At 49.7% G+C, this 24,590-nt stretch carries 1 protein-coding gene; it reads right to left on the bottom strand.

Annotation, left to right across the window (positions count from 1 at the left end):
* Positions 1–182: 182 nt before the first annotated feature.
* Positions 183–24,581 carry an Ig-like domain-containing protein gene (locus EXU30_RS12950; RefSeq protein ID WP_130600675.1) on the bottom strand — a complete coding sequence of 8,133 codons (24,399 nt, stop codon included), beginning with the start codon at positions 24,579–24,581 and terminating at the stop codon, positions 183–185.
* Positions 24,582–24,590 lie beyond the last annotated feature (9 nt).

Genomic DNA, 24,590 nt, shown 5'->3' on the forward strand with positions numbered 1-24,590 from the left:
TAACCTTCTCGCTATGCTTGTAAGTCTGCATTAAATAGCTGCCATTAAGCGCTGTGCATGCACAAACCCAAAGCTGAGGTTAACTATAATTGTTGAATAATTGTTATTGTATATTGCTGTTTTACTTGCAATAAAACTCACACCCCATATTACTATAGGATGTAAGTTAATTGCTTAATTTTTTAAGGGATAATGTTACCGTTATTCTCTTCCATGGCCGGTATGGCGTTCACATTAGCTGAGGCCGCAGCTTGTTCGTTGTTACTATTATCCTCGCTAATTACAAGTGCACCATCATCAAGTAAGCCATTGATAATGGTTCCATTATCACTACTTCCATAGGTCGCTGACAAATCAACTCCGTCTAATACTATAGTTTGGTCTACATTGCCGTCTCCATCAGCATCAATTGCTATTGTTGTATCTCCATTATTAACTGTAATTGTTAAATACTGGTCAAGATTGCTGCTGGTTTCGCCTTGGAGTAAGTCGCTAAGGTCGAGTGAATCTTGATTAGTGGCAAAATCAATAATGGTGTCGGTACCTGTGTCGTTTTGTGTCCAAACGAAGACATCTTTACCTTCACCACCTTCCATCAGGTCGTCACCAAGACCGCCAATAAGCATATCGTCGCCATCGCCACCGACAAGGAAGTCTGCACCATCTCCACCAACTAGCACATCGTCACCTTCGCCACCGTTAAGGACTGCGCCGCCAATGAGAATAGTACCAGTAGAGCCACCACTGCCATCGCTAACGTAAACACCGGTTTGGGTGGTGCCATCACTTAAGGTCACGGTAAAGGTCACTGCGTGATTGGCAAAGTCGCCGCCAGTGTCGCTACCTAGTGAGTCTGTATCGACAGAGAACCATAGCTCATCACCATTGGTGAAGTCGCCGTTATCAAAGTTAGCGGTAATAACTGAGTTATTGTTTGAGTAGCTAAAGATATTGGTGTTGTTAATACCAACTGTGTCTGCGCCTACACCGAAGCGGTCTCCTGGGTCAAAGTCTGCATTGGTGTCAGTGCCTGCGCGCAGGTCAATGCTAATACTGGTAATGTATAGGCCTGCAACAGCTGTGCTAAAGGTGAAACCAATTTGATTGTTACCATTAGTGTTGAAGGTATTACCAGGCTTAACAAAGGTGTTGATCACCGCTGGAGGCTGATTCCCCGAGCTTTGGGCGATGATAATGTCGTTTTCAGCTGTGCCCACTAGGTTATCGCCGCTTCTAAAATCGAAGTCGACATCTGCGCTGTCGGTAGCACCATTGCCGTCAAGTCCATAGTTGAAACTTGAATTGTTAGTGGCATTGCTAACAGTAATGACATCGCCGTTAAGGCTGCCATCGCCTGTGACGTTAATGATTTGAGTATCGTATGGTGTTCTATCGCCATGGGTTAGGTACTCAACTGGAATGTCGATAGTGCCGCCAGATGCTAGATTAGTGATGACATTGTTGGTGTTGGCATCGACGCCCGCGTAGTAATCAATGTTAAGCACTAAATCTAGGTTTGCAGTATCGCCGTCGCCATCAGTAACGTTAACCTCAACATTCTCTTGCTGGTTAAGTACATTGCGGTCAACTTCAATAGCATAACTGTACTCACCGGTTTCGAAGTTAATCGTGAACTCACCGCCTAGCGCAGTAGTGATAGTTTGCGTGGTGTTGTTACTATCAAAGCTATAGGTAACACCATCAATTACTACGCTAGAAACATTGCCGCCATCGGCACCAATTAGCACGCCATTGGTTGACGATGCATTTAGAATACCTAAGTTACCGGTAATGGTATTACCTTCGAAGTAGTCGATAACCGTGCTGGTTAAGTCATCGGCATTATCAACATGCACCGCATACTCTTCTTGGCCATTTGGTTCAGGATGAGCAATTGGGAAGATTTCATCCAATGCAGCATTGCCAATACCAATACCAAAGGCAATATCGTATAGGGCATCAGCGCCGCCATTATTCGTGAGGTAATTCTCCCAAGCTGTTTGCTGGCTAGCATTGACTTCGCCGCCGTTGTTAGGTTCACCGTCAGAAATAAAGTATAGGAAGCTTTGATCCGCTGGTGGCAATGTGCCGCTATTCATCACAGCATTGAGCGCATTAGCGTAGTTGGTACCACCGTTGGCGATCAGTGCATTTAGTGCATCAATTGCTGCTGCAATGTCATCAACCATCCAGCCTGTGGTGGTTGCGCCACTAGCAAAGCTAACCAGCTGCACATTGACATTACCCGTGGCATCCACCTCATGGATAAGCGCAGTAAGTGCTTCTACTGCAGTTTCTAGATATGATTTACCATTGCCCGCTGAGTTGTTCATACTTCCTGATACGTCTAACACAATAGTGATGTTAGTTGTAACTGGGTCAGCAGATGCCATTAGGTTTTGGCTAATGTTATTAGTTACTGGAGCGTCATCAACCACGTTAACGGTAAGTGAGCCAGTGTCTGAATCGTTCAATGAATTTTCAACTGTATAACTGAATGATTCAGAAACATTGTTGCCATTGCTGTTGCTGTTTAACGTGTATTCATAGTCGCCGGCGCGGTTGCTTCCAGAATCCTGCGTATAAACTCTAAGTTCACCCAGCGCAGTAGTAATGGTGATAACGCCATTGACTGGAGAGACGCCATTGACTTGAGTGATTTCGGTCGAGCCACTAATTCCTTCATCATTATCGAGCAAGTTGCCGGTTACCACATTAACGCCGCTGCCGGCATCTGTACCACTCGCTAAACCAGCTTCAAAGACCTCAGCCACGTTGTCATTTGCAGTTGGCGTTGAGTCTTGAACAATGTTAAGCAGTGCTTGACTGGTATTGCCATCGGCATCTGTTAGTGTGTAGAAAATGTTGCTTGCAGGTGCAATTTGGCCATTTTGCTCAGGTACAGTAGATGCAAAGGTATAGTTACCGTCTTTATTGATGGTAAATGTGCCGCGACCCGCTATAGTGACCGTGAGATTACCATCGGCATCAAAGTTACTATAGGTCGTCCCATCAATGCGGATACTTGTTAGCTCGGTTGCGTCAGCGCCGATATTATCAGCGCCACTACCATCGCCTCCTGCGCCGGTAATAACGTTGCCATAAGCCGTGCCGCTAAAGCCAACACTGTCGATATCGTTGTTGGCGACTGGAGCTGTGTCGGTAACGTCGATGATAACTTGAGTCCAGGCACTGTCCTCATAACCATTACCTGCTTTGTAATAGAAGCTATCAGTTACTGGGCCATTGCTATGGTCAATATTAGCTGGAGCCTGGTAACTAAAGCTGCCATCTGGATTAATTGTAATTGTGCCACCTAGTGCAGTGGTAATTACATTGCCAGGTGTATTGGCATCAATCTCACCCGTACCAGTCAAGTCTTGTGCAAATGCGGTAACAGTTAGTGGGTTACCCTCAAGGTCAGTATCGTTACCTACGAATGAGGTGTCAGACAGAGCAAGTATCGAGCCTTCATCAGCAGTGAAGGTGTCTGCACTGCCAATCGGCGCATCGTTGGCGCCAATTATATTGATAGTCACGGTCGCCGTGTCGGTTGCACCATTTGCATCGGTAATCGTATAGGTGAAGGTGTCCTGAGCAAGCTCTCCAGCAGTTAAGCTTTCAAACGCTTGGTTAGGGTTATAACTATAAGTACCATCGCTGTAAATTGTTAACAAAGCGCCACTTGGCAGTAGCACGGTTGAACCATTCGTTACCATGGTTCCATTAATCGCTGTAATCACAAAGCTGTCCCCTTGCAGGTCGCTATCATTTGCGAGTAAGCCATTTGCAGGGTCATTGATGGCTAGCGTTTGGTCTTCACCTGTGACAATCGCACCTTCACCTAAGCCAGCGCCAGTAGCGTTGATTGAGGTCAGTACATAGTCTGAAGAATCGCCGCTTGAAATTGGGTCGACGTTGTTGGTTGCCTCAAAAACAACCGTATCGAATACCGCGTTACCCGTATCGATATTAAAGGTACCTTCATCGCCAGAGGCGTTACTGAACATTCCTGATGCGACCAGTTCACCATTGTAGTATGCCTTCCAAACTCCTTGCTCTGCGCCATTTTCGTTGGCAAACAACCTTGAGACGGAGAACTCAACCTGGTTAACCAATTCATTGAACTGGATTTCAATGCCTTCAGATAGACCTGTTGCTGGATCATACTCAATTTGGTTACTGATTTGGCCACCGCTACGGATACTGCCAGCAACACCGATCCCCTCGCCATTAATGGTTGAGAAGTTACCTTCAATCAGATTGCCGTTACTATCGTATGTTAACGCTCGGATAGTGAATAGTGGATTACCATTGCCATCAACAGGGACTGTTGGACCAGAAGTGAAGTCTGCAACTGCTGAGTACGCTGCACCAGACGCGCCATCGTTTTCAGCATCTACGTCATTGTAATTTAGCGTGACAGTCGCTGTGTCACTCCCGCCATTTCCATCTGAGATGGTGTAATCGAACGTTGGAATGCTGGTGGTTGTACCGTCATGAGTAAAGCTGAAGTCGCCGTTCTCGTTCACGGTTAAGGTACCGCCATCAATATTCACTGTTGCTACGCCAGCATTAAAGACTAAGGCTACGCCATTGATGTGAGTGATCTGTAGGTTATCGCCATCGATATCACTATCAACACCTGAGCCTGAGTCATCGCTAATTAGGTTGCCGGTAATCGTTTGATTCTCGTTAGCAACATAGTTGTTATCGATAGCATCAGGAGCGTCATTTTCAGGTGTGACTTCAATGGTTAATGTTGCGGTTGCGCCAGTGTTGGTTAAGTAGGTGATAACCGGCAACAAGCCATTCCAGTTTGCTGCTGGCGTAAAGCTATAACTACCATTGGCATTTAGAATTAACGTACCACCTTGCACTGTCACTGAAGACCCAGCGTTATGAACCGTATTGCTACCAGCTATGGTAAAGCTTACTACTGAGGTATTACCTGGTTCATCGTTGTTTAGCACGTTACCCGTTGCTGTGACGTCTTCCGCCACGGTCACAGCATCATCAGCTACATCAGTGTTATCTGGCGTGACAGTAATCGTTAGTGTCGCAGTCTCACCTGTATTAGTGGTGTAGGTGATGACCGGCAGTGTGCCGTTCCAATCCGCCGCTGGATCGAATGTGTACGAACCATTGGCGTTCAGCACTAAGGTGCCGCCTTGGACGGTGACTGAGTCACCTGCGTTGTAAGTGGTGTTGTCACCGGCGATGGTGAAGCTGACCACGCTCGTGTTATCAGATTCGTCATTGCTCAGTACGTTGCCACTTGCTTGCGTATCTTCGCCAACCGTTACTGCATCATCAGCTACGTCAGTGTTATCTGGCGTGACAGTAATCGTCAGTGTCGCAGTCTCACCTGTATTAGTGGTGTAAGTGATGACCGGCAGTGTGCCGTTCCAGTCAGCCGCTGGGTCAAAGGTGTAAGAGCCATTAGCGTTAAGCACCAGTGTGCCGCCTTGAATGGTCACTGAGTCACCAGCATTGTAAGTGGTGTTGTCACCAGCAATGGTGAAGCTGACCACGCTCGTGTTATCAGACTCGTCATTGCTCAGCACGTTGCCTGAAGCCTGGGTATCTTCGCCAACCGTAACTGCATCATCAGCCACGTCTGTGTTATCTGGCGTGACAGTAATTGTCAGTGTCGCCGTTTCACCTGTGTTAGTGGTGTAGGTGATCACGGGCAGTGTACCGTTCCAGTCTGCCGCAGGATCGAATGTGTACGAACCATTAGCGTTAAGGACCAGTGTACCGCCCTGGACGTTCACTGAGTCACCCGCGTTGTAAGTGGTGTTGTCACCGGCGATAGTGAAGCTGACCACGCTCGTGTTATCAGATTCGTCATTGCTCAGTACGTTGCCACTTGCTTGCGTATCTTCGCCAACCGTTACTGCATCATCAGCTACGTCAGTGTTATCTGGCGTGACAGTAATCGTCAGTGTCGCCGTTTCACCTGTGTTAGTGGTGTAAGTGATCACCGGCAGTGTGCCGTTCCAGTCCGCCGCTGGATCGAATGTGTACGAACCATTGGCGTTAAGGACCAGTGTACCGCCTTGGACGGTGACTGAGTCACCCGCGTTGTAAGTAGTGTTATTACCGGCAATGGTGAAGCTCACGACTGAAGTATTGTCTGACTCATCGTTAGTTAATACGTTGCCTGAAGCTTGCGTATCTTCGCCAACCGTTACTGCATCATCTGCCACATCAGTGTTATCCGGCGTGACTGTAATGGTTAAGGTTGCCGTTTCACCTGTGTTGGTGGTGTAGGTAATGACTGGCAATGTGCCATTCCAATCTGAAGCTGGGTCAAAGGTGTAAGAGCCATTAGCGTTCAGCACTAATGTGCCGCCTAGCACTTGAACAGATGCACCCGCAGTGTAAGTGGTGTTGTCACCGGCAATAGTGAAGCTGACCACGCTCGTGTTATCAGACTCGTCATTGCTCAGCACGTTGCCTGAAGCTTGCGTATCTTCGCCCACGGTCACTGCATCATCAGCCACATCAGTGTTATCTGGCGTGACAGTAATTGTCAGTGTCGCCGTTTCACCTGTATTCGTGGTGTAAGTGATCACCGGCAGTGTGCCATTCCAATCTGCCGCTGGGTCAAAGGTGTACGAACCATTGGCGTTCAGCACTAGTGTGCCGCCTTGGACAGTCACAGATGCACCAGCAGTGTACGTGGTGTTGTCACCGGCGATGGTGAAGCTAACGACTGAAGTATTGTCTGACTCATCGTTAGTTAATACGTTGCCTGAAGCTTGCGTATCTTCACCAACCGTTACTGCATCATCAGCTACGTCAGTGTTATCTGGCGTGACAGTAATTGTCAGTGTCGCCGTTTCACCCGTGTTAGTGGTGTAGGTGATCACCGGCAGTGTACCGTTCCAGTCAGCAGCTGGATCGAATGTGTACGAACCATTAGCGTTAAGGACCAGTGTACCGCCTTGGACGGTGACTGAGTCACCCGCGTTGTAAGTGGTGTTGTCACCGGCGATAGTGAAGCTGACCACGCTCGTGTTATCAGATTCGTCATTGCTCAGTACGTTGCCACTTGCTTGCGTATCTTCGCCAACCGTTGCTGCATCATCAGCTACGTCAGTGTTATCTGGCGTGACAGTAATCGTCAGTGTCGCCGTTTCACCTGTGTTAGTGGTGTAAGTGATCACCGGCAGTGTGCCGTTCCAGTCCGCCGCTGGATCGAATGTGTACGAACCATTGGCGTTCAGCACTAATGTGCCGCCTTGAACGGTAACTGAATCACCTGCGTTGTAAGTAGTGTTATTACCGGCAATGGTGAAGCTCACGACTGAAGTATTGTCTGACTCATCGTTAGTTAATACGTTGCCTGAAGCTTGCGTATCTTCGCCAACCGTTACTGCATCATCTGCCACATCAGTGTTATCCGGCGTGACTGTAATGGTTAAGGTTGCCGTTTCACCTGTATTCGTGGTGTAAGTGATAACCGGCAGTGTGCCATTCCAATCTGCCGCTGGGTCAAAGGTGTAAGAGCCATTAGCGTTCAGCACTAGTGTGCCGCCTTGGACAGTCACAGATGCACCAGCAGTGTACGTGGTGTTGTCACCGGCGATGGTGAAGCTAACCACGCTCGTGTTATCAGACTCGTCATTGCTCAGCACGTTGCCTGAAGCTTGTGTATCTTCGGCAACCGTTACTGCATCATCAGCTACATCAGTGTTATCTGGCGTGACAGTAATTGTCAGTGTCGCCGTTTCACCCGTGTTAGTGGTGTAGGTGATCACCGGCAGTGTACCGTTCCAGTCAGCAGCTGGATCGAATGTGTACGAACCATTAGCGTTAAGGACCAGTGTACCGCCCTGGACGTTCACTGAGTCACCCGCGTTGTAAGTGGTGTTGTCACCGGCGATAGTGAAGCTGACCACGCTCGTGTTATCAGATTCGTCATTGCTCAGTACGTTGCCACTTGCTTGCGTATCTTCGCCAACCGTTACTGCATCATCAGCTACGTCAGTGTTATCTGGCGTGACAGTAATCGTCAGTGTCGCCGTTTCACCTGTGTTAGTGGTGTAAGTGATCACCGGCAGTGTGCCGTTCCAGTCCGCCGCTGGATCGAATGTGTACGAACCATTGGCGTTCAGCACTAATGTGCCGCCTTGAACGGTCACTGAGTCACCTGCGTTGTAAGTGGTGTTATCACCAGCAATGGTGAAGCTCACAACTGAAGTGTTGTCTGACTCATCGTTAGTTAATACGTTGCCTGAAGCTTGCGTATCTTCGCCAACCGTTACTGCATCATCTGCCACGTCCGTGTTATCCGGCGTGACAGTAATTGTCAGTGTCGCCGTTTCACCTGTATTCGTGGTGTAAGTGATCACCGGCAGTGTGCCATTCCAATCTGCCGTTGGGTCAAAGGTGTAAGAGCCATTAGCGTTCAGCACTAGTGTGCCGCCTTGGACGGTGACTGAGTCACCCGCGTTGTAAGTGGTGTTATCACCGGCAATGGTGAAGCTAACGACTGAAGTATTGTCTGACTCATCGTTAGTTAATACGTTGCCTGAAGCTTGCGTATCTTCGCCCACCGTTACTGCATCATCAGCTACATCAGTGTTATCCGGCGTCACTGTGATGGTTAAGGTTGCTGTCTCACCAGTGTTAGTGGTGTAAGTGATCACCGGCAGTGTGCCGTTCCAGTCCGCAGCTGGATCGAAGGTGTACGAGCCGTTGGCGTTAAGCACCAGTGTGCCGCCTTGAACGGTCACTGAATCACCCGCGTTGTAAGTGGTGTTATCACCGGCGATGGTGAAGCTCACAACTGAAGTGTTGTCTGACTCATCGTTAGTTAATACGTTGCCTGAAGCCTGGGTATCTTCGCCAACCGTTACTGCATCATCAGCTACATCAGTGTTATCTGGCGTGACTGTGATGGTTAAGGTTGCTGTCTCACCTGTGTTAGTGGTGTAGGTGATGACCGGCAGTGTGCCATTCCAATCAGCAGCTGGATCAAAGGTGTAAGAGCCATTAGCGTTAAGCACTAAGGTGCCGCCTTGAACGGTCACTGAGTCACCTGCGTTGTAAGTGGTGTTATCACCTGCGATGGTGAAGCTGACAACTGAAGTGTTGTCAGACTCATCGTTAGTTAATACGTTGCCACTTGCTTGCGTATCTTCGCCCACGGTTACTGCATCATCAGCTACATCAGTGTTATCCGGCGTCACTGTGATGGTTAAGGTTGCTGTCTCACCAGTGTTAGTGGTGTAAGTGATCACCGGCAGTGTGCCGTTCCAGTCCGCAGCTGGATCGAAGGTGTACGAGCCGTTGGCGTTAAGCACCAGTGTGCCGCCTTGAACTGTCACAGAATTGCCTGCGTTGTAAGTGGTGTTGTCACCGGCGATGGTGAAGCTCACAACAGAGGTGTTATCAGACTCATCGTTAGTTAATACGTTGCCTGAAGCTTGCGTATCTTCGCCAACCGTTACTGCATCATCAGCTACGTCAGTGTTATCTGGCGTGACAGTAATCGTCAGTGTCGCCGTTTCACCTGTGTTGGTGGTGTAGGTGATCACCGGCAGTGTGCCGTTCCAATCCGCCGCTGGGTCAAAGGTGTACGAGCCATTGGCGTTAAGCACCAGTGTGCCGCCTTGGACGGTGACTGAATCGCCAGCGTTATGGACAGTGTTATCAGTTCCGATAGTGAAGCTGACAACAGAGGTGTTGTCAGACTCATCGTTAGTTAATACGTTGCCTGAAGCTTGCGTATCTTCGCCAACCGTTACTGCATCATCAGTCACGTCTGTGTTATCTGGCGTAACAGTAATCGTCAGTGTCGCCGTTTCACCTGTGTTAGTGGTGTAAGTGATCACCGGCAGTGTGCCATTCCAGTCCGCAGCTGGGTCAAAGGTGTAAGAGCCATTAGCGTTCAGCACTAATGTGCCGCCTTGGACGGTGACTGAGTCACCCGCGTTGTAAGTGGTGTTGTCACCGGCGATAGTGAAGCTGACCACGCTCGTGTTATCAGGTTCGTCATTGCTCAGTACGTTGCCACTTGCTTGCGTATCTTCGCCAACCGTTACTGCATCATCAGCTACGTCAGTGTTATCTGGCGTGACAGTAATCGTCAGTGTCGCCGTTTCACCTGTGTTAGTGGTGTAAGTGATCACCGGCAGTGTGCCGTTCCAGTCCGCAGCAGGATCGAATGTGTACGAACCATTGGCGTTCAGCACTAATGTGCCGCCTTGAACGGTAACTGAATCACCTGCGTTGTAAGTAGTGTTATTACCGGCAATGGTGAAGCTCACGACTGAAGTATTGTCTGACTCATCGTTAGTTAATACGTTGCCTGAAGCTTGCGTATCTTCGCCAACCGTTACTGCATCATCTGCCACATCAGTGTTATCCGGCGTGACTGTAATGGTTAAGGTTGCCGTTTCACCTGTGTTGGTGGTGTAGGTAATGACTGGCAATGTGCCATTCCAATCTGAAGCTGGGTCAAAGGTGTAAGAGCCATTAGCGTTCAGCACTAATGTGCCGCCTAGCACTTGAACAGATGCACCCGCAGTGTAAGTGGTGTTGTCACCGGCAATAGTGAAGCTGACCACGCTCGTGTTATCAGACTCGTCATTGCTCAGCACGTTGCCTGAAGCCTGGGTATCTTCGCCCACGGTCACTGCATCATCAGCCACGTCAGTGTTATCTGGCGTGACAGTAATTGTCAGCGTCGCCGTTTCACCTGTGTTAGTGGTGTAAGTGATCACCGGCAGTGTGCCGTTCCAATCAGCAGCAGGATCGAAGGTGTACGAACCATTAGCGTTAAGCACCAGTGTGCCGCCCTGGACAGTCACTGAATCGCCTGCGTTGTAAGTGGTGTTATCACCGGCGATGGTGAAGCTCACCACGCTCGTGTTATCAGATTCGTCATTGCTCAGTACGTTACCTGAAGCTTGCGTATCTTCGTTAACTGTTACTGCATCATCTGCCACGTCAGTGTTATCTGGCGTCACTGTAATCGTCAGTGTCGCCGTTTCACCTGTGTTAGTGGTGTAAGTGATCACCGGCAGTGTGCCATTCCAATCTGCCGTTGGGTCAAAGGTGTAAGAGCCATTAGCGTTCAGCACTAGTGTGCCGCCTTGGACGGTGACTGAGTCACCCGCGTTGTAAGTGGTGTTATCACCGGCAATGGTGAAGCTAACGACTGAAGTATTGTCTGACTCATCGTTAGTTAATACGTTGCCTGAAGCTTGCGTATCTTCGCCCACCGTTACTGCATCATCAGCTACATCAGTGTTATCCGGCGTCACTGTGATGGTTAAGGTTGCTGTCTCACCAGTGTTAGTGGTGTAAGTGATCACCGGCAGTGTGCCGTTCCAGTCCGCAGCTGGATCGAAGGTGTACGAGCCGTTGGCGTTAAGCACCAGTGTGCCGCCTTGAACGGTCACTGAATCACCCGCGTTGTAAGTGGTGTTATCACCTGCGATGGTGAAGCTCACAACTGAAGTGTTGTCTGACTCATCGTTAGTTAATACGTTGCCTGAAGCCTGGGTATCTTCGCCAACCGTTACTGCATCATCAGCTACATCAGTGTTATCTGGCGTGACTGTGATGGTTAAGGTTGCTGTCTCACCTGTGTTAGTGGTGTAGGTGATGACCGGCAGTGTGCCATTCCAATCAGCAGCTGGATCAAAGGTGTAAGAGCCATTAGCGTTAAGCACTAAGGTGCCGCCTTGAACGGTCACTGAGTCACCTGCGTTGTAAGTGGTGTTATCACCTGCGATGGTGAAGCTGACAACTGAAGTGTTGTCAGACTCATCGTTAGTTAATACGTTGCCACTTGCTTGCGTATCTTCGCCCACGGTTACTGCATCATCAGCTACATCAGTGTTATCCGGCGTCACTGTGATGGTTAAGGTTGCTGTCTCACCAGTGTTAGTGGTGTAAGTGATCACCGGCAGTGTGCCGTTCCAGTCCGCAGCTGGATCGAAGGTGTACGAGCCGTTGGCGTTAAGCACCAGTGTGCCGCCTTGAACAGTCACTGAGTCACCAGCATTGTAAGTGGTGTTGTCACCGGCGATGGTGAAGCTGACAACTGAAGTATTGTCTGACTCATCGTTAGTTAATACGTTGCCTGAAGCTTGCGTATCTTCGCCAACCGTTACTGCATCATCAGCTACGTCAGTGTTATCTGGCGTAACAGTAATCGTCAGTGTCGCCGTTTCACCTGTGTTAGTGGTGTAAGTGATCACCGGCAGTGTGCCGTTCCAGTCCGCCGCTGGATCGAATGTGTACGAACCATTGGCGTTCAGCACTAATGTGCCGCCTTGAACGGTAACTGAATCACCTGCGTTGTAAGTAGTGCTATTACCGGCAATGGTGAAGCTCACGACTGAAGTATTGTCTGACTCATCGTTAGTTAATACGTTGCCTGAAGCTTGCGTATCTTCGCCCACCGTTACTGCATCATCAGCCACATCAGTGTTATCCGGCGTCACTGTGATGGTTAAGGTTGCTGTCTCACCAGTGTTAGTGGTGTAAGTGATCACCGGCAGTGTGCCGTTCCAGTCCGCAGCTGGATCGAAGGTGTACGAGCCGTTGGCGTTAAGCACCAGTGTGCCGCCTTGAACAGTCACTGAGTCACCAGCATTGTAAGTGGTGTTGTCACCGGCGATGGTGAAGCTGACAACTGAAGTATTGTCTGACTCATCGTTAGTTAATACGTTGCCTGAAGCTTGCGTATCTTCGCCAACCGTTACTGCATCATCAGCTACGTCAGTGTTATCTGGCGTAACAGTAATCGTCAGTGTCGCCGTTTCACCTGTGTTAGTGGTGTAAGTGATCACCGGCAGTGTGCCGTTCCAGTCCGCCGCTGGATCGAATGTGTACGAACCATTGGCGTTCAGCACTAATGTGCCGCCTTGAACGGTAACTGAATCACCTGCGTTGTAAGTAGTGTTATTACCGGCAATGGTGAAGCTCACGACTGAAGTATTGTCTGACTCATCGTTAGTTAATACGTTGCCTGAAGCTTGCGTATCTTCGCCAACCGTTACTGCATCATCAGCTACGTCAGTGTTATCTGGCGTAACAGTAATCGTCAGTGTCGCCGTTTCACCTGTGTTAGTGGTGTAAGTGATCACCGGCAGTGTGCCGTTCCAGTCCGCCGCTGGATCGAATGTGTACGAACCATTGGCGTTCAGCACTAATGTGCCGCCTTGAACGGTAACTGAATCACCTGCGTTGTAAGTAATGTTATTACCGGCAATGGTGAAGCTCACAACTGAAGTGTTGTCTGACTCATCGTTAGTTAATACGTTGCCTGAAGCTTGCGTATCTTCGCCAACCGTTACTGCATCATCTGCCACGTCCGTGTTATCCGGCGTGACAGTAATTGTCAGTGTCGCCGTTTCACCTGTATTCGTGGTGTAAGTGATCACCGGCAGTGTGCCGTTCCAATCCGCCGCTGGGTCAAAGGTGTACGAGCCATTGGCGTTAAGCACTAATGTGCCGCCTTGAACAGTCACTGAATCGCCCGCGTTGTAAGTGGTGTTGTCACCAGCAATGGTGAAGCTGACCACGCTCGTGTTATCAGATTCGTCATTGCTCAGCACGTTGCCTGAAGCTTGCGTATCTTCGCCCACGGTCACTGCATCATCAGCCACATCAGTGTTATCTGGCGTCACTGTGATTGTCAGTGTTGCCGTCTCACCTGTGTTGGTGGTGTAGGTAATGACTGGCAGTGTGCCGTTCCAGTCCGCAGCTGGATCGAAGGTGTACGAACCATCGCTATTCAGCACTAAGGCGCCGCCTTGGACGGTCACTGAGTCACCTGCGTTGTAAGTGGTGTTATCACCAGCAATGGTGAAGCTCACAACTGAAGTGTTGTCTGACTCATCGTTAGTTAATACGTTGCCTGAAGCTTGCGTATCTTCGCCAACCGTTACTGCATCATCTGCCACGTCCGTGTTATCCGGCGTGACAGTAATTGTCAGTGTCGCCGTTTCACCTGTATTCGTGGTGTAAGTGATCACCGGCAGTGTGCCGTTCCAATCCGCCGCTGGGTCAAAGGTGTACGAGCCATTGGCGTTAAGCACTAGTGTGCCGCCTTGGACGGTGACTGAATCGCCAGCGTTATGGACAGTGTTATCAGTTCCGATAGTGAAGCTGGCAACAGAGGTGTTGTCAGACTCATCGTTAGTTAATACGTTGCCTGAAGCTTGCGTATCTTCGCCCACCGTTACTGCATCATCAGTCACGTCTGTGTTATCTGGCGTAACAGTAATCGTCAGTGTCGCCGTTTCACCTGTATTCGTGGTGTAAGTGATCACCGGCAATGTGCCGTTCCAATCTGCCGCAGGATCGAATGTGTACGAACCATTGGCGTTCAGCACGAGTGTGCCGCCTTGGACGGTGACTGAGTCACCCGCGTTGTAAGTGGTGTTGTCACCGGCGATAGTGAAGCTGACCACGCTCGTGTTATCAGACTCGTCATTGCTCAGCACGTTGCCACTTGCTTGCGTATCTTCTCCAACCGTTACTGCATCATCTGCCACGTCAGTGTTATCTGGCGTCACTGTAATCGTCAGTGTCGCCGTTTCACCTGTGTTAGTGGTGTAAGTGATGACCGGCAGTGTGCCATTCCAATCCGCCGCTGGATCGAATGTGTACGAACCATTGGCGTTCAGCACTAAGGTGCCGCCTTGGACGGTGACTGAGTCACCTGCGTTGTAAGTGGTGTTGTCACCGGCGATGGTGAAGCTGACCACGCTCGTGTTATCAGATTCGTCATTGCTCAGTACGTTGCCACTTGCTTGCGTATCTTCGCCAACCGTTACTGCATCATCTGCCACATCAGTGTTATCCGGCGTGACTGTAATGGTTAAGGTTGCCGTTTCACCTGTGTTGGTGGTGTAGGTAATGACTGGCAATGTGCCATTCCAATCTGAAGCTGGGTCAAAGGTGTAAGAGCCATTAGCGTTCAGCACTAATGTGCCGCCTAGCACTTGAACAGATGCACCCGCAGTGTAAGTGGTGTTGTCACCGGCAATAGTGAAGCTGACCACGCTCGTGTTATCAGACTCGTCATTGCTCAGCACGTTGCCTGAAGCTTGCGTATCTTCGCCCACGGTCACTGCATCATCAGCCACATCAGTGTTATCTGGTGTCACTGTGATGGTTAAGGTTGCTGTCTCACCTGTGTTAGTGGTGTAAGTGATCACCGGCAGTGTGCCGTTCCAGTCCGCAGCTGGATCGAATGTGTACGAGCCATTAGCGTTAAGCACTAATGTGCCGCCTTGGACAGTGACTGAGTCACCTGCGTTATGGACAGTGTTGTCACCAGCTACGGTGAAGCTCACCACAGAGGTGCTGTCTGACTCATCGTTAGTTAATACGTTGCCACTTGCTTGCGTATCTTCGCCAACCGTTACTGCATCATCAGCTACATCAGTGTTATCTGGCGTGACAGTGATGGTTAAGGTTGCACTCTCACCTGTGTTAGTGGTGTAAGTGATAACCGGCAGTGTGCCATTCCAATCCGCAGCTGGGTCGAAGGTGTACGAACCATTAGCGTTCAGCACTAAGGTGCCGCCTTGAACGGTAACTGAATCACCCGCGTTGTAAGTGGTGTTATCACCGGCGATGGTGAAGCTCACAACTGAAGTGTTGTCTGACTCATCGTTAGTTAATACGTTGCCTGAAGCCTGGGTATCTTCGCCAACCGTTACTGCATCATCAGCTACATCAGTGTTATCTGGCGTGACTGTGATGGTTAAGGTTGCTGTCTCACCTGTGTTAGTGGTGTAGGTGATGACCGGCAGTGTGCCATTCCAATCAGCAGCTGGATCAAAGGTGTAAGAGCCATTAGCGTTAAGCACTAAGGTGCCGCCTTGAACGGTCACTGAGTCACCTGCGTTGTAAGTGGTGTTATCACCTGCGATGGTGAAGCTGACAACTGAAGTGTTGTCAGACTCATCGTTAGTTAATACGTTGCCACTTGCTTGCGTATCTTCGCCCACGGTTACTGCATCATCAGCTACATCAGTGTTATCCGGCGTAACAGTAATCGTCAGTGTCGCCGTTTCACCTGTGTTAGTGGTGTAAGTGATCACCGGCAGTGTGCCGTTCCAGTCCGCAGCTGGATCGAATGTGTACGAACCATTGGCGTTCAGCACTAATGTGCCGCCTTGAACGGTAACTGAATCACCTGCGTTGTAAGTAGTGTTATTACCGGCAATGGTGAAGCTCACGACTGAAGTATTGTCTGACTCATCGTTAGTTAATACGTTGCCTGAAGCTTGCGTATCTTCGCCAACCGTTACTGCATCATCTGCCACATCAGTGTTATCTGGCGTAACAGTAATCGTCAGTGTCGCCGTTTCACCCGTGTTAGTGGTGTAGGTGATCACCGGCAGTGTGCCATTCCAGTCCGCAGCTGGGTCAAAGGTGTACGAGCCATTGGCGTTAAGCACTAATGTGCCGCCTTGAACAGTCACTGAATCGCCCGCGTTGTAAGTGGTGTTGTCACCAGCAATGGTGAAGCTGACCACGCTCGTGTTATCAGATTCGTCATTGCTCAGCACGTTGCCTGAAGCTTGCGTATCTTCACCAACCGTTACTGCATCATCAGCTACGTCAGTGTTATCTGGCGTAACAGTAATTGTCAGTGTCGCCGTTTCACCTGTGTTAGTGGTGTAAGTGATCACCGGCAGTGTGCCATTCCAGTCCGCAGCAGGATCGAATGTGTACGAACCATTGGCGTTCAGCACGAGTGTGCCGCCTTGGACGGTGACTGAATCACCTGCGTTGTAAGTAGTGTTGTCACCGCCGATAGTGAAGCTGACCACGCTCGTGTTATCAGATTCGTCATTGCTCAGTACGTTGCCACTTGCTTGCGTATCTTCGCCAACCGTTACTGCATCATCTGCCACGTCCGTGTTATCCGGCGTGACAGTAATTGTCAGTGTCGCCGTTTCACCTGTATTCGTGGTGTAAGTGATCACCGGCAGTGTGCCGTTCCAATCCGCCGCTGGGTCAAAGGTGTACGAGCCATTGGCGTTAAGCACCAGTGTGCCGCCTTGGACGGTGACTGAATCGCCAGCGTTATGGACAGTGTTATCAGTTCCGATAGTGAAGCTGACAACAGAGGTGTTGTCAGACTCATCGTTAGTTAATACGTTGCCTGAAGCTTGCGTATCTTCGCCCACGGTTACTGCATCATCAGTCACGTCTGTGTTATCTGGCGTAACAGTAATCGTCAGTGTCGCCGTTTCACCTGTATTCGTGGTGTAAGTGATCACCGGCAATGTGCCGTTCCAATCTGCCGCAGGATCGAATGTGTACGAACCATTGGCGTTCAGCACGAGTGTGCCGCCTTGGACGGTGACTGAGTCACCCGCGTTGTAAGTGGTGTTGTCACCGGCGATAGTGAAGCTGACCACGCTCGTGTTATCAGATTCGTCATTGCTCAGTACGTTGCCACTTGCTTGCGTATCTTCTCCAACCGTTACTGCATCATCTGCCACGTCAGTGTTATCTGGCGTCACTGTAATCGTCAGTGTCGCCGTTTCACCTGTGTTAGTGGTGTAAGTGATGACCGGCAGTGTGCCATTCCAATCCGCCGCTGGATCGAATGTGTACGAACCATTGGCGTTCAGCACTAAGGTGCCGCCTTGGACGGTGACTGAGTCACCTGCGTTGTAAGTGGTGTTGTCACCGGCGATGGTGAAGCTGACCACGCTCGTGTTATCAGATTCGTCATTGCTCAGTACGTTGCCACTTGCTTGCGTATCTTCGCCAACCGTTACTGCATCATCTGCCACATCAGTGTTATCCGGCGTGACTGTAATGGTTAAGGTTGCCGTTTCACCTGTGTTGGTGGTGTAGGTAATGACTGGCAATGTGCCATTCCAATCTGAAGCTGGGTCAAAGGTGTAAGAGCCATTAGCGTTCAGCACTAATGTGCCGCCTAGCACTTGAACAGATGCACCCGCAGTGTAAGTGGTGTTGTCACCGGCAATAGTGAAGCTGACCACGCTCGTGTTATCAGACTCGTCATTGCTCAGCACGTTGCCTGAAGCTTGCGTATCTTCGCCCACGGTCACTGCATCATCAGCCACATCAGTGTTATCTGGCGTGACAGTAATTGTCAGTGTCGCCGTTTCACCTGTATTCGTGGTGTAAGTGATCACCGGCAGTGTGCCGTTCCAATCCGCCGCTGGGTCAAAGGTGTAAGAGCCATTAGCATTCAGCACTAATGTGCCGCCTTGAACGGTCACTGAGTCACCTGCAGTGTGGACTGTGTTATCAGTTCCGATAGTGAAGCTCACAACAGAGGTGTTATCAGACTCATCGTTAGTTAATACGTTGCCTGAAGCTTGCGTATCTTCACCAACCGTTACTGCATCATCAGCTACGTCAGTGTTATCTGGCGTAACAGTAATTGTCAGTGTCGCCGTTTCACCTGTGTTAGTGGTGTAAGTGATCACCGGCAGTGTGCCATTCCAGTCCGCAGCAGGATCGAATGTGTACGAACCATTGGCGTTCAGCACGAGTGTGCCGCCTTGGACGGTGACTGAGTCACCCGCGTTGTAAGTGGTGTTGTCACCGGCGATAGTGAAGCTGACCACGCTCGTGTTATCAGATTCGTCATTGCTCAGTACGTTGCCACTTGCTTGCGTATCTTCGCCAACCGTTACTGCATCATCAGCTACGTCAGTGTTATCTGGCGTGACAGTAATCGTCAGTGTCGCCGTTTCACCTGTGTTAGTGGTGTAAGTGATGACCGGCAGTGTGCCATTCCAATCCGCCGCTGGATCGAATGTGTACGAACCATTGGCGTTCAGCACTAAGGTGCCGCCTTGGACGGTGACTGAGTCACCTGCGTTGTAAGTGGTGTTGTCACCGGCGATGGTGAAGCTGACCACGCTCGTGTTATCAGATTCGTCATTGCTCAGTACGTTGCCACTTGCTTGCGTATCTTCGCCCACGGTTACAGCATCATCAGCCACGTCAGTGTTATCCGGCGTCACTGTAATCGTCAGTGTCGCCGTTTCACCTGTGTTAGTGGTGTAAGTGATCACCGGCAATGTGCCGTTCCAGTCCGCAGCTGGGTCGAATGTGTACGAACCATTGGCGTTCAGCACTAATGTGCCGCCTTGGACAGTGACTGAATCGCCTGCGTTGTAAGTGGTGTTGTCACCAGCAATGGTGAAGCTGACCACGCTCGTGTTATTAGATTCGTCATTGCTCAGTACGTTGCCTGAAGCCTGGGTATCTTCACCAACCGTTACAGCATCATCAGCCACGTCAGTGTTATCTGGTGTCACTGTGATAGTTAAGGTTGCAGTCTCACCTGTGTTAGTGGTGTAAGTGATGACCGGCAATGTGCCATTCCAATCAGCAGCAGGATCGAATGTGTACGAGCCATTGGCGTTAAGCACTAAGGTGCCGCCTTGGACAGTCACTGAATCGCCTGCGTTATGGACAGTGTTGTCACCAGCTACGGTGAAGCTCACCACAGAGGTGTTGTCAGACTCATCGTTAGTTAATACGTTGCCACTTGCTTGCGTATCTTCGCCAACCGTTACTGCATCATCAGCTACATCAGTGTTATCTGGCGTGACTGTGATGGTTAAGGTTGCTGTCTCACCTGTGTTGGTGGTGTAAGTGATCACCGGCAGTGTGCCATTCCAATCAGCCGCAGGGTCAAAGGTGTATGAGCCATTAGCGTTCAGCACTAAGCTGCCGCCTTGAACGGTGACTGAATCGCCTGCGTTGTGGACAGTGTTATCAGTTCCGATCGTGAAGCTGACAACTGAGGTGTTGTCTGACTCATCGTTAGTTAATACGTTGCCAGAAGCCTGGGTATCTTCACCAACCGTTACAGCATCATCAGCTACGTCAGTGTTATCTGGCGTCACTGTGATAGTTAAGGTTGCAGTCTCACCTGTGTTAGTGGTGTAGGTGATGACCGGCAATGTGCCATTCCAATCAGCAGCAGGATCGAATGTGTACGAGCCATTGGCGTTAAGCACTAAGGTGCCGCCTTGGACAGTCACTGAATCGCCTGCGTTATGGACAGTGTTGTCACCAGCTACGGTGAAGCTCACCACAGAGGTGTTGTCAGACTCATCGTTAGTTAATACGTTGCCTGAAGCTTGCGTATCTTCGCCAACCGTTACTGCATCATCAGCCACATCAGTGTCTTCTGGTGTCACTGTGATGGTTAAGGTTGCTGTCTCACCTGTGTTGGTGGTGTAAGTGATCACCGGCAGTGTGCCATTCCAATCAGCCGCAGGGTCAAAGGTGTATGAGCCATTAGCGTTCAGCACTAAGGTGCCGCCTTGAACGGTGACTGAATCGCCTGCGTTGTGGACAGTGTTATCAGTTCCGATCGTGAAGCTGACAACAGAGGTGTTATCAGACTCATCGTTAGTTAATACGTTGCCAGAAGCCTGGGTATCTTCACCAACCGTTACAGCATCATCAGCTACGTCAGTGTTATCTGGCGTCACTGTGATGGTTAAGGTTGTTGTCTCACCAGTGTTAGTGGTGTAAGTGATGACCGGCAGTGTGCCGTTCCAATCAGCCGCAGGGTCAAAGGTGTATGAGCCATTAGCGTTCAGCACTAATGTGCCGCCTTGGACGGTGACTGAGTCGCCTGCGTTATGGACAGTGTTGTCACCAGCTACGGTGAAGCTGACAACAGAGGTGTTGTCTGACTCGTCATTGCTCAGTACGTTGCCTGAAGCCTGGGTGTCTTCGCCAACCGTCACTGCATCATCAGCTACATCCGTGTTATCTGGCGTGACAGTAATCGTCAGTGTCGCCGTCTCACCTGTATTAGTGGTGTAGGTAATAACCGGCAGTGTGCCATTCCAGTCTTGAGCTGGAGTGAAGCTGTAGCTACCATCGGCATTTAGTACTAATGTGCCGCCTTCAACAGTCGTTGAATCACCAGCTGCAAAGGTTTGCCCGTTAACTTCATAGGAAATAACCGAGAGTACCGAGTCAACGTCGCTATCGTTATCCAGCACGTTGCCTGTAGCAACCTGATCTTCCGCAATAGTGTTGCTGTCATCAACAGTGATTGTTGGATCGCTAGCAGGTGTAATTTCAATAGTTAATGTTGCTGTCGCACCGGTGTTGGTGGTGTAGGTGATAATAGGTAGCGTACCGTTCCAGTCCTGTGCAGGGGTAAAGCTGTAACTGCCATCCGCATTGATGGTGAGCGTGCCACCTTCGACGACAGTTGTTTCACCAGCATTAAATGTTTGGCCGTTTACCTCGAACGAAACCACAGAAAGTTGATCATCAACATCTGAATCATTAAGTAAGACGTTACCAGTCGCAGTGACGTCCTCTTCAACGCTAATGCTATCGTTGACAGCATTAGTTGGGTCATCCACTGGAGTGACTTCAATAGTCAGTGTCGCTGTATCACCCGTATTCGTGGTGTAGGTGATAACTGGCAGTGTGCCGTTCCAGTTCTCATTTGGGGTGAAGGTGTAAGAGCCATCTTCGTTGATAACTAGTACGCCGCCGTCAAGCGTCACTTCACTGCCAGCTGCGTAACTATTGCCATCCACTTCGAATGACACAACAGACAGATCTGTGTCGATGTCTGAGTCGTTATCTAACACATTGCCTGATGCGACTTCGCCTTCAGCTACTGTATTGCTGTCGTCAACCACATTGGCAGGATCATCTACTGGAGTCACTTCGATGGTCAGTGTCGCAGTATCGCCAGTGTTTGTAGTGTAGGTGATAACTGGTAGTGTGCCGTTCCAGTTCTCATTTGGGGTGAAGGTGTAAGAGCCATCTTCGTTGATAACTAGCACGCCGCCGTCAAGCGTCACTTCAGTGCCGGCTGCGTAACTATTGCCATCCACTTCAAACGACACTACAGACAGATCTGTGTCGATGTCTGAATCATTATCCAGCACGTTGCCTGATGCGACTTCGCCTTCAGCTACCGTATTGCTGTCATCAACAATATTAGCTGGGTCGTCAACTGGGGTCACTTCGATGGTCAGTGTAGCAGTATCACCGGTATTCGTGGTGTAGGTGATAACTGGTAGTGTGCCGTTCCAGTTCTCATTTGGGGTGAAGGTGTAAGAGCCATCTTCGTTGATAACTAGCACGCCGCCATCAAGGGTCACTTCACTGCCTGCTGCGTAACTATTGCCATCCACTTCGAATGACACGACAGACAGATCTGTGTCGATGTCTGAATCATTATCCAGCACGTTGCCTGATGCGACTTCGCCTTCAGCGATAATGTTGCTGTCATCAACAATATTAGCTGGGTCGTCAACTGGGGTGACTTCAATGGTCAGTGTTGCAGTATCACCGGTATTAGTTGTGTAGGTGATAACAGGCAGTGTGCCGTTCCAGTTTTCATTTGGAGTGAAGGTGTAAGAGCCATCTTCATTGATAACTAACACGCCGCCGTCAAGGGTCACTTCACTGCCAGCTGCGTAACTATTGCCATCCACTTCGAATGACACTATAGACAGATCTGTGTCTATGTCTGAATCATTATCCAGCACGTTGCCTGATGCGACTTCGCCTTCAGCGATAATGTTGCTGTCATCAACAAGATTAGCTGGGTCATCAACAGGGGTGACTTCAATGGTCAGTGTTGCAGTATCACCGGTATTAGTTGTGTAGGTGATAACTGGCAGTGTGCCGTTCCAGTTTTCATTTGGCGTGAAGGTGTAAGAGCCATCTTCGTTGATAACTAGCACGCCGCCGTCAAGCGTCACTTCACTGCCAGCTGCGTAACTATTGCCATCCACTTCGAATGACACTACAGACAGATCTGTGTCGATGTCTGAATCATTATCCAGCACATTGCCTGATGCGACTTCGCCTTCAGCGATAATGTTGCTGTCATCAACAAGATTAGCTGGGTCGTCAACAGGGGTGACTTCAATGGTCAGTGTTGCAGTATCACCGGTATTCGTGGTGTAGGTGATAACTGGCAGTGTGCCGTTCCAGTTTTCATTTGGCGTGAAGGTGTAAGAGCCATCTTCGTTGATAACTAGCACGCCGCCGTCAAGCGTCACTTCACTGCCAGCTGCGTAACTATTGCCATCCACTTCGAATGACACTACAGACAGATCTGTGTCGATGTCTGAATCATTATCCAGCACATTGCCTGATGCGACTTCGCCTTCAGCGATAATGTTGCTGTCATCAACAAGATTAGCTGGGTCGTCAACAGGGGTGACTTCAATGGTCAGTGTTGCAGTATCACCGGTATTCGTGGTGTAGGTGATAACTGGCAGTGTGCCGTTCCAGTTTTCATTTGGGGTGAAGGTGTAAGAGCCATCTTCATTGATAACCAGTACACCTCCATCAAGAGTCACTTCAGTGCCCGCTGAGTAGGTTTCGCCGTTGATTTCAAACGACACTACCGATAAATCGTTATCAACATCTGAGTCGTTATCTAACACATTGCCTGATGCGACTTCGCCTTCAGCGATAATGTTGCTGTCATCAACAAGATTAGCTGGGTCGTCAACTGGGGTGACTTCAATGGTCAGTGTTGCAGTATCACCGGTATTAGTGGTGTAGGTGATAACTGGCAGTGTGCCGTTCCAGTTTTCATTTGGCGTGAAGGTGTAAGAGCCATCTTCGTTGATAACCAGTACACCACCATCAAGGGTCACTTCAGTGCCTGCTGCGTAGGTTTCGCCGTTGATTTCAAACGACACTACCGATAAATCGTTATCAACATCTGAGTCGTTATCTAATACATTGCCTGTTGCGACTTCGCCTTCAGCGATAATGTTGCTGTCGTTACTAAGCTCTGACGGGTCGTCAACAGGAGTGACAATGATGATCAGTTCACCTGTCGCTCCAGTGTTAGTTTCGTAACCGATAGGTGGCAGTTCCCCGTTGAAATCTTCATTAGGGGTAAAAATAAAACTGCCATCTTCGTTGATGATGATGGTGCCGCCATCAATCTCAACTTCAGTTCCTGCAGGATAGGTTTCACCGTCAATTTCAAAAGAAACGACGGTGAGTACTGTGTCAGCGTCTGAGTCATTGTCTAACACATTACCGGTTGCGATTTGGTCTTCAGCAATAGTCACGGTGTCATTGCTAACGATGGTTGGGATATCGTTTTCAATGATGGTCGTGTCTGTCGGCTGAGTGAAAGTTTGGTTGGCAATGCCTTGGGTATCAAAACCTGCTTGGGCTAGGGTTTCTTGAGCGTTACGCTCCAGCGGACTGTAGCTAGTGCCACCTTGGTTACCAGCAGCAGTCTGGCCAGCGGCCGTTTCAGGTAGGTCGAGAGTTGGGTCTTCACCTGAGGCAATTAAAGCTTGTAGCTCGGCGATTTCTTCTAGCGCAGCTAAATCTTCAAGTGGAGCGGCGTCGCCTGCCTGCGCTGGCACTTCATCATCTGGGAAGTTGAACACTGTGCCATCTTCAAAAGAAATGGTGAAAGATTGGCTATCGTCAAAGGCTAAATTCGAACCCGCTGGGATACTATCTCCCGGAGAAAGTTCAATTGTGCCAAACTCAAGGGCGATAGTTACCGCTCCTTCAGCACTTGATAAAACACCTGCTTTAGACGTCGTTACAGATCCCATTTTTGTTGC

Origin of the sequence: Shewanella maritima (assembly GCF_004295345.1) — a bacterium.
In the GTDB taxonomy this organism is placed as follows: Bacteria; Pseudomonadota; Gammaproteobacteria; order Enterobacterales; family Shewanellaceae; genus Shewanella; species Shewanella maritima.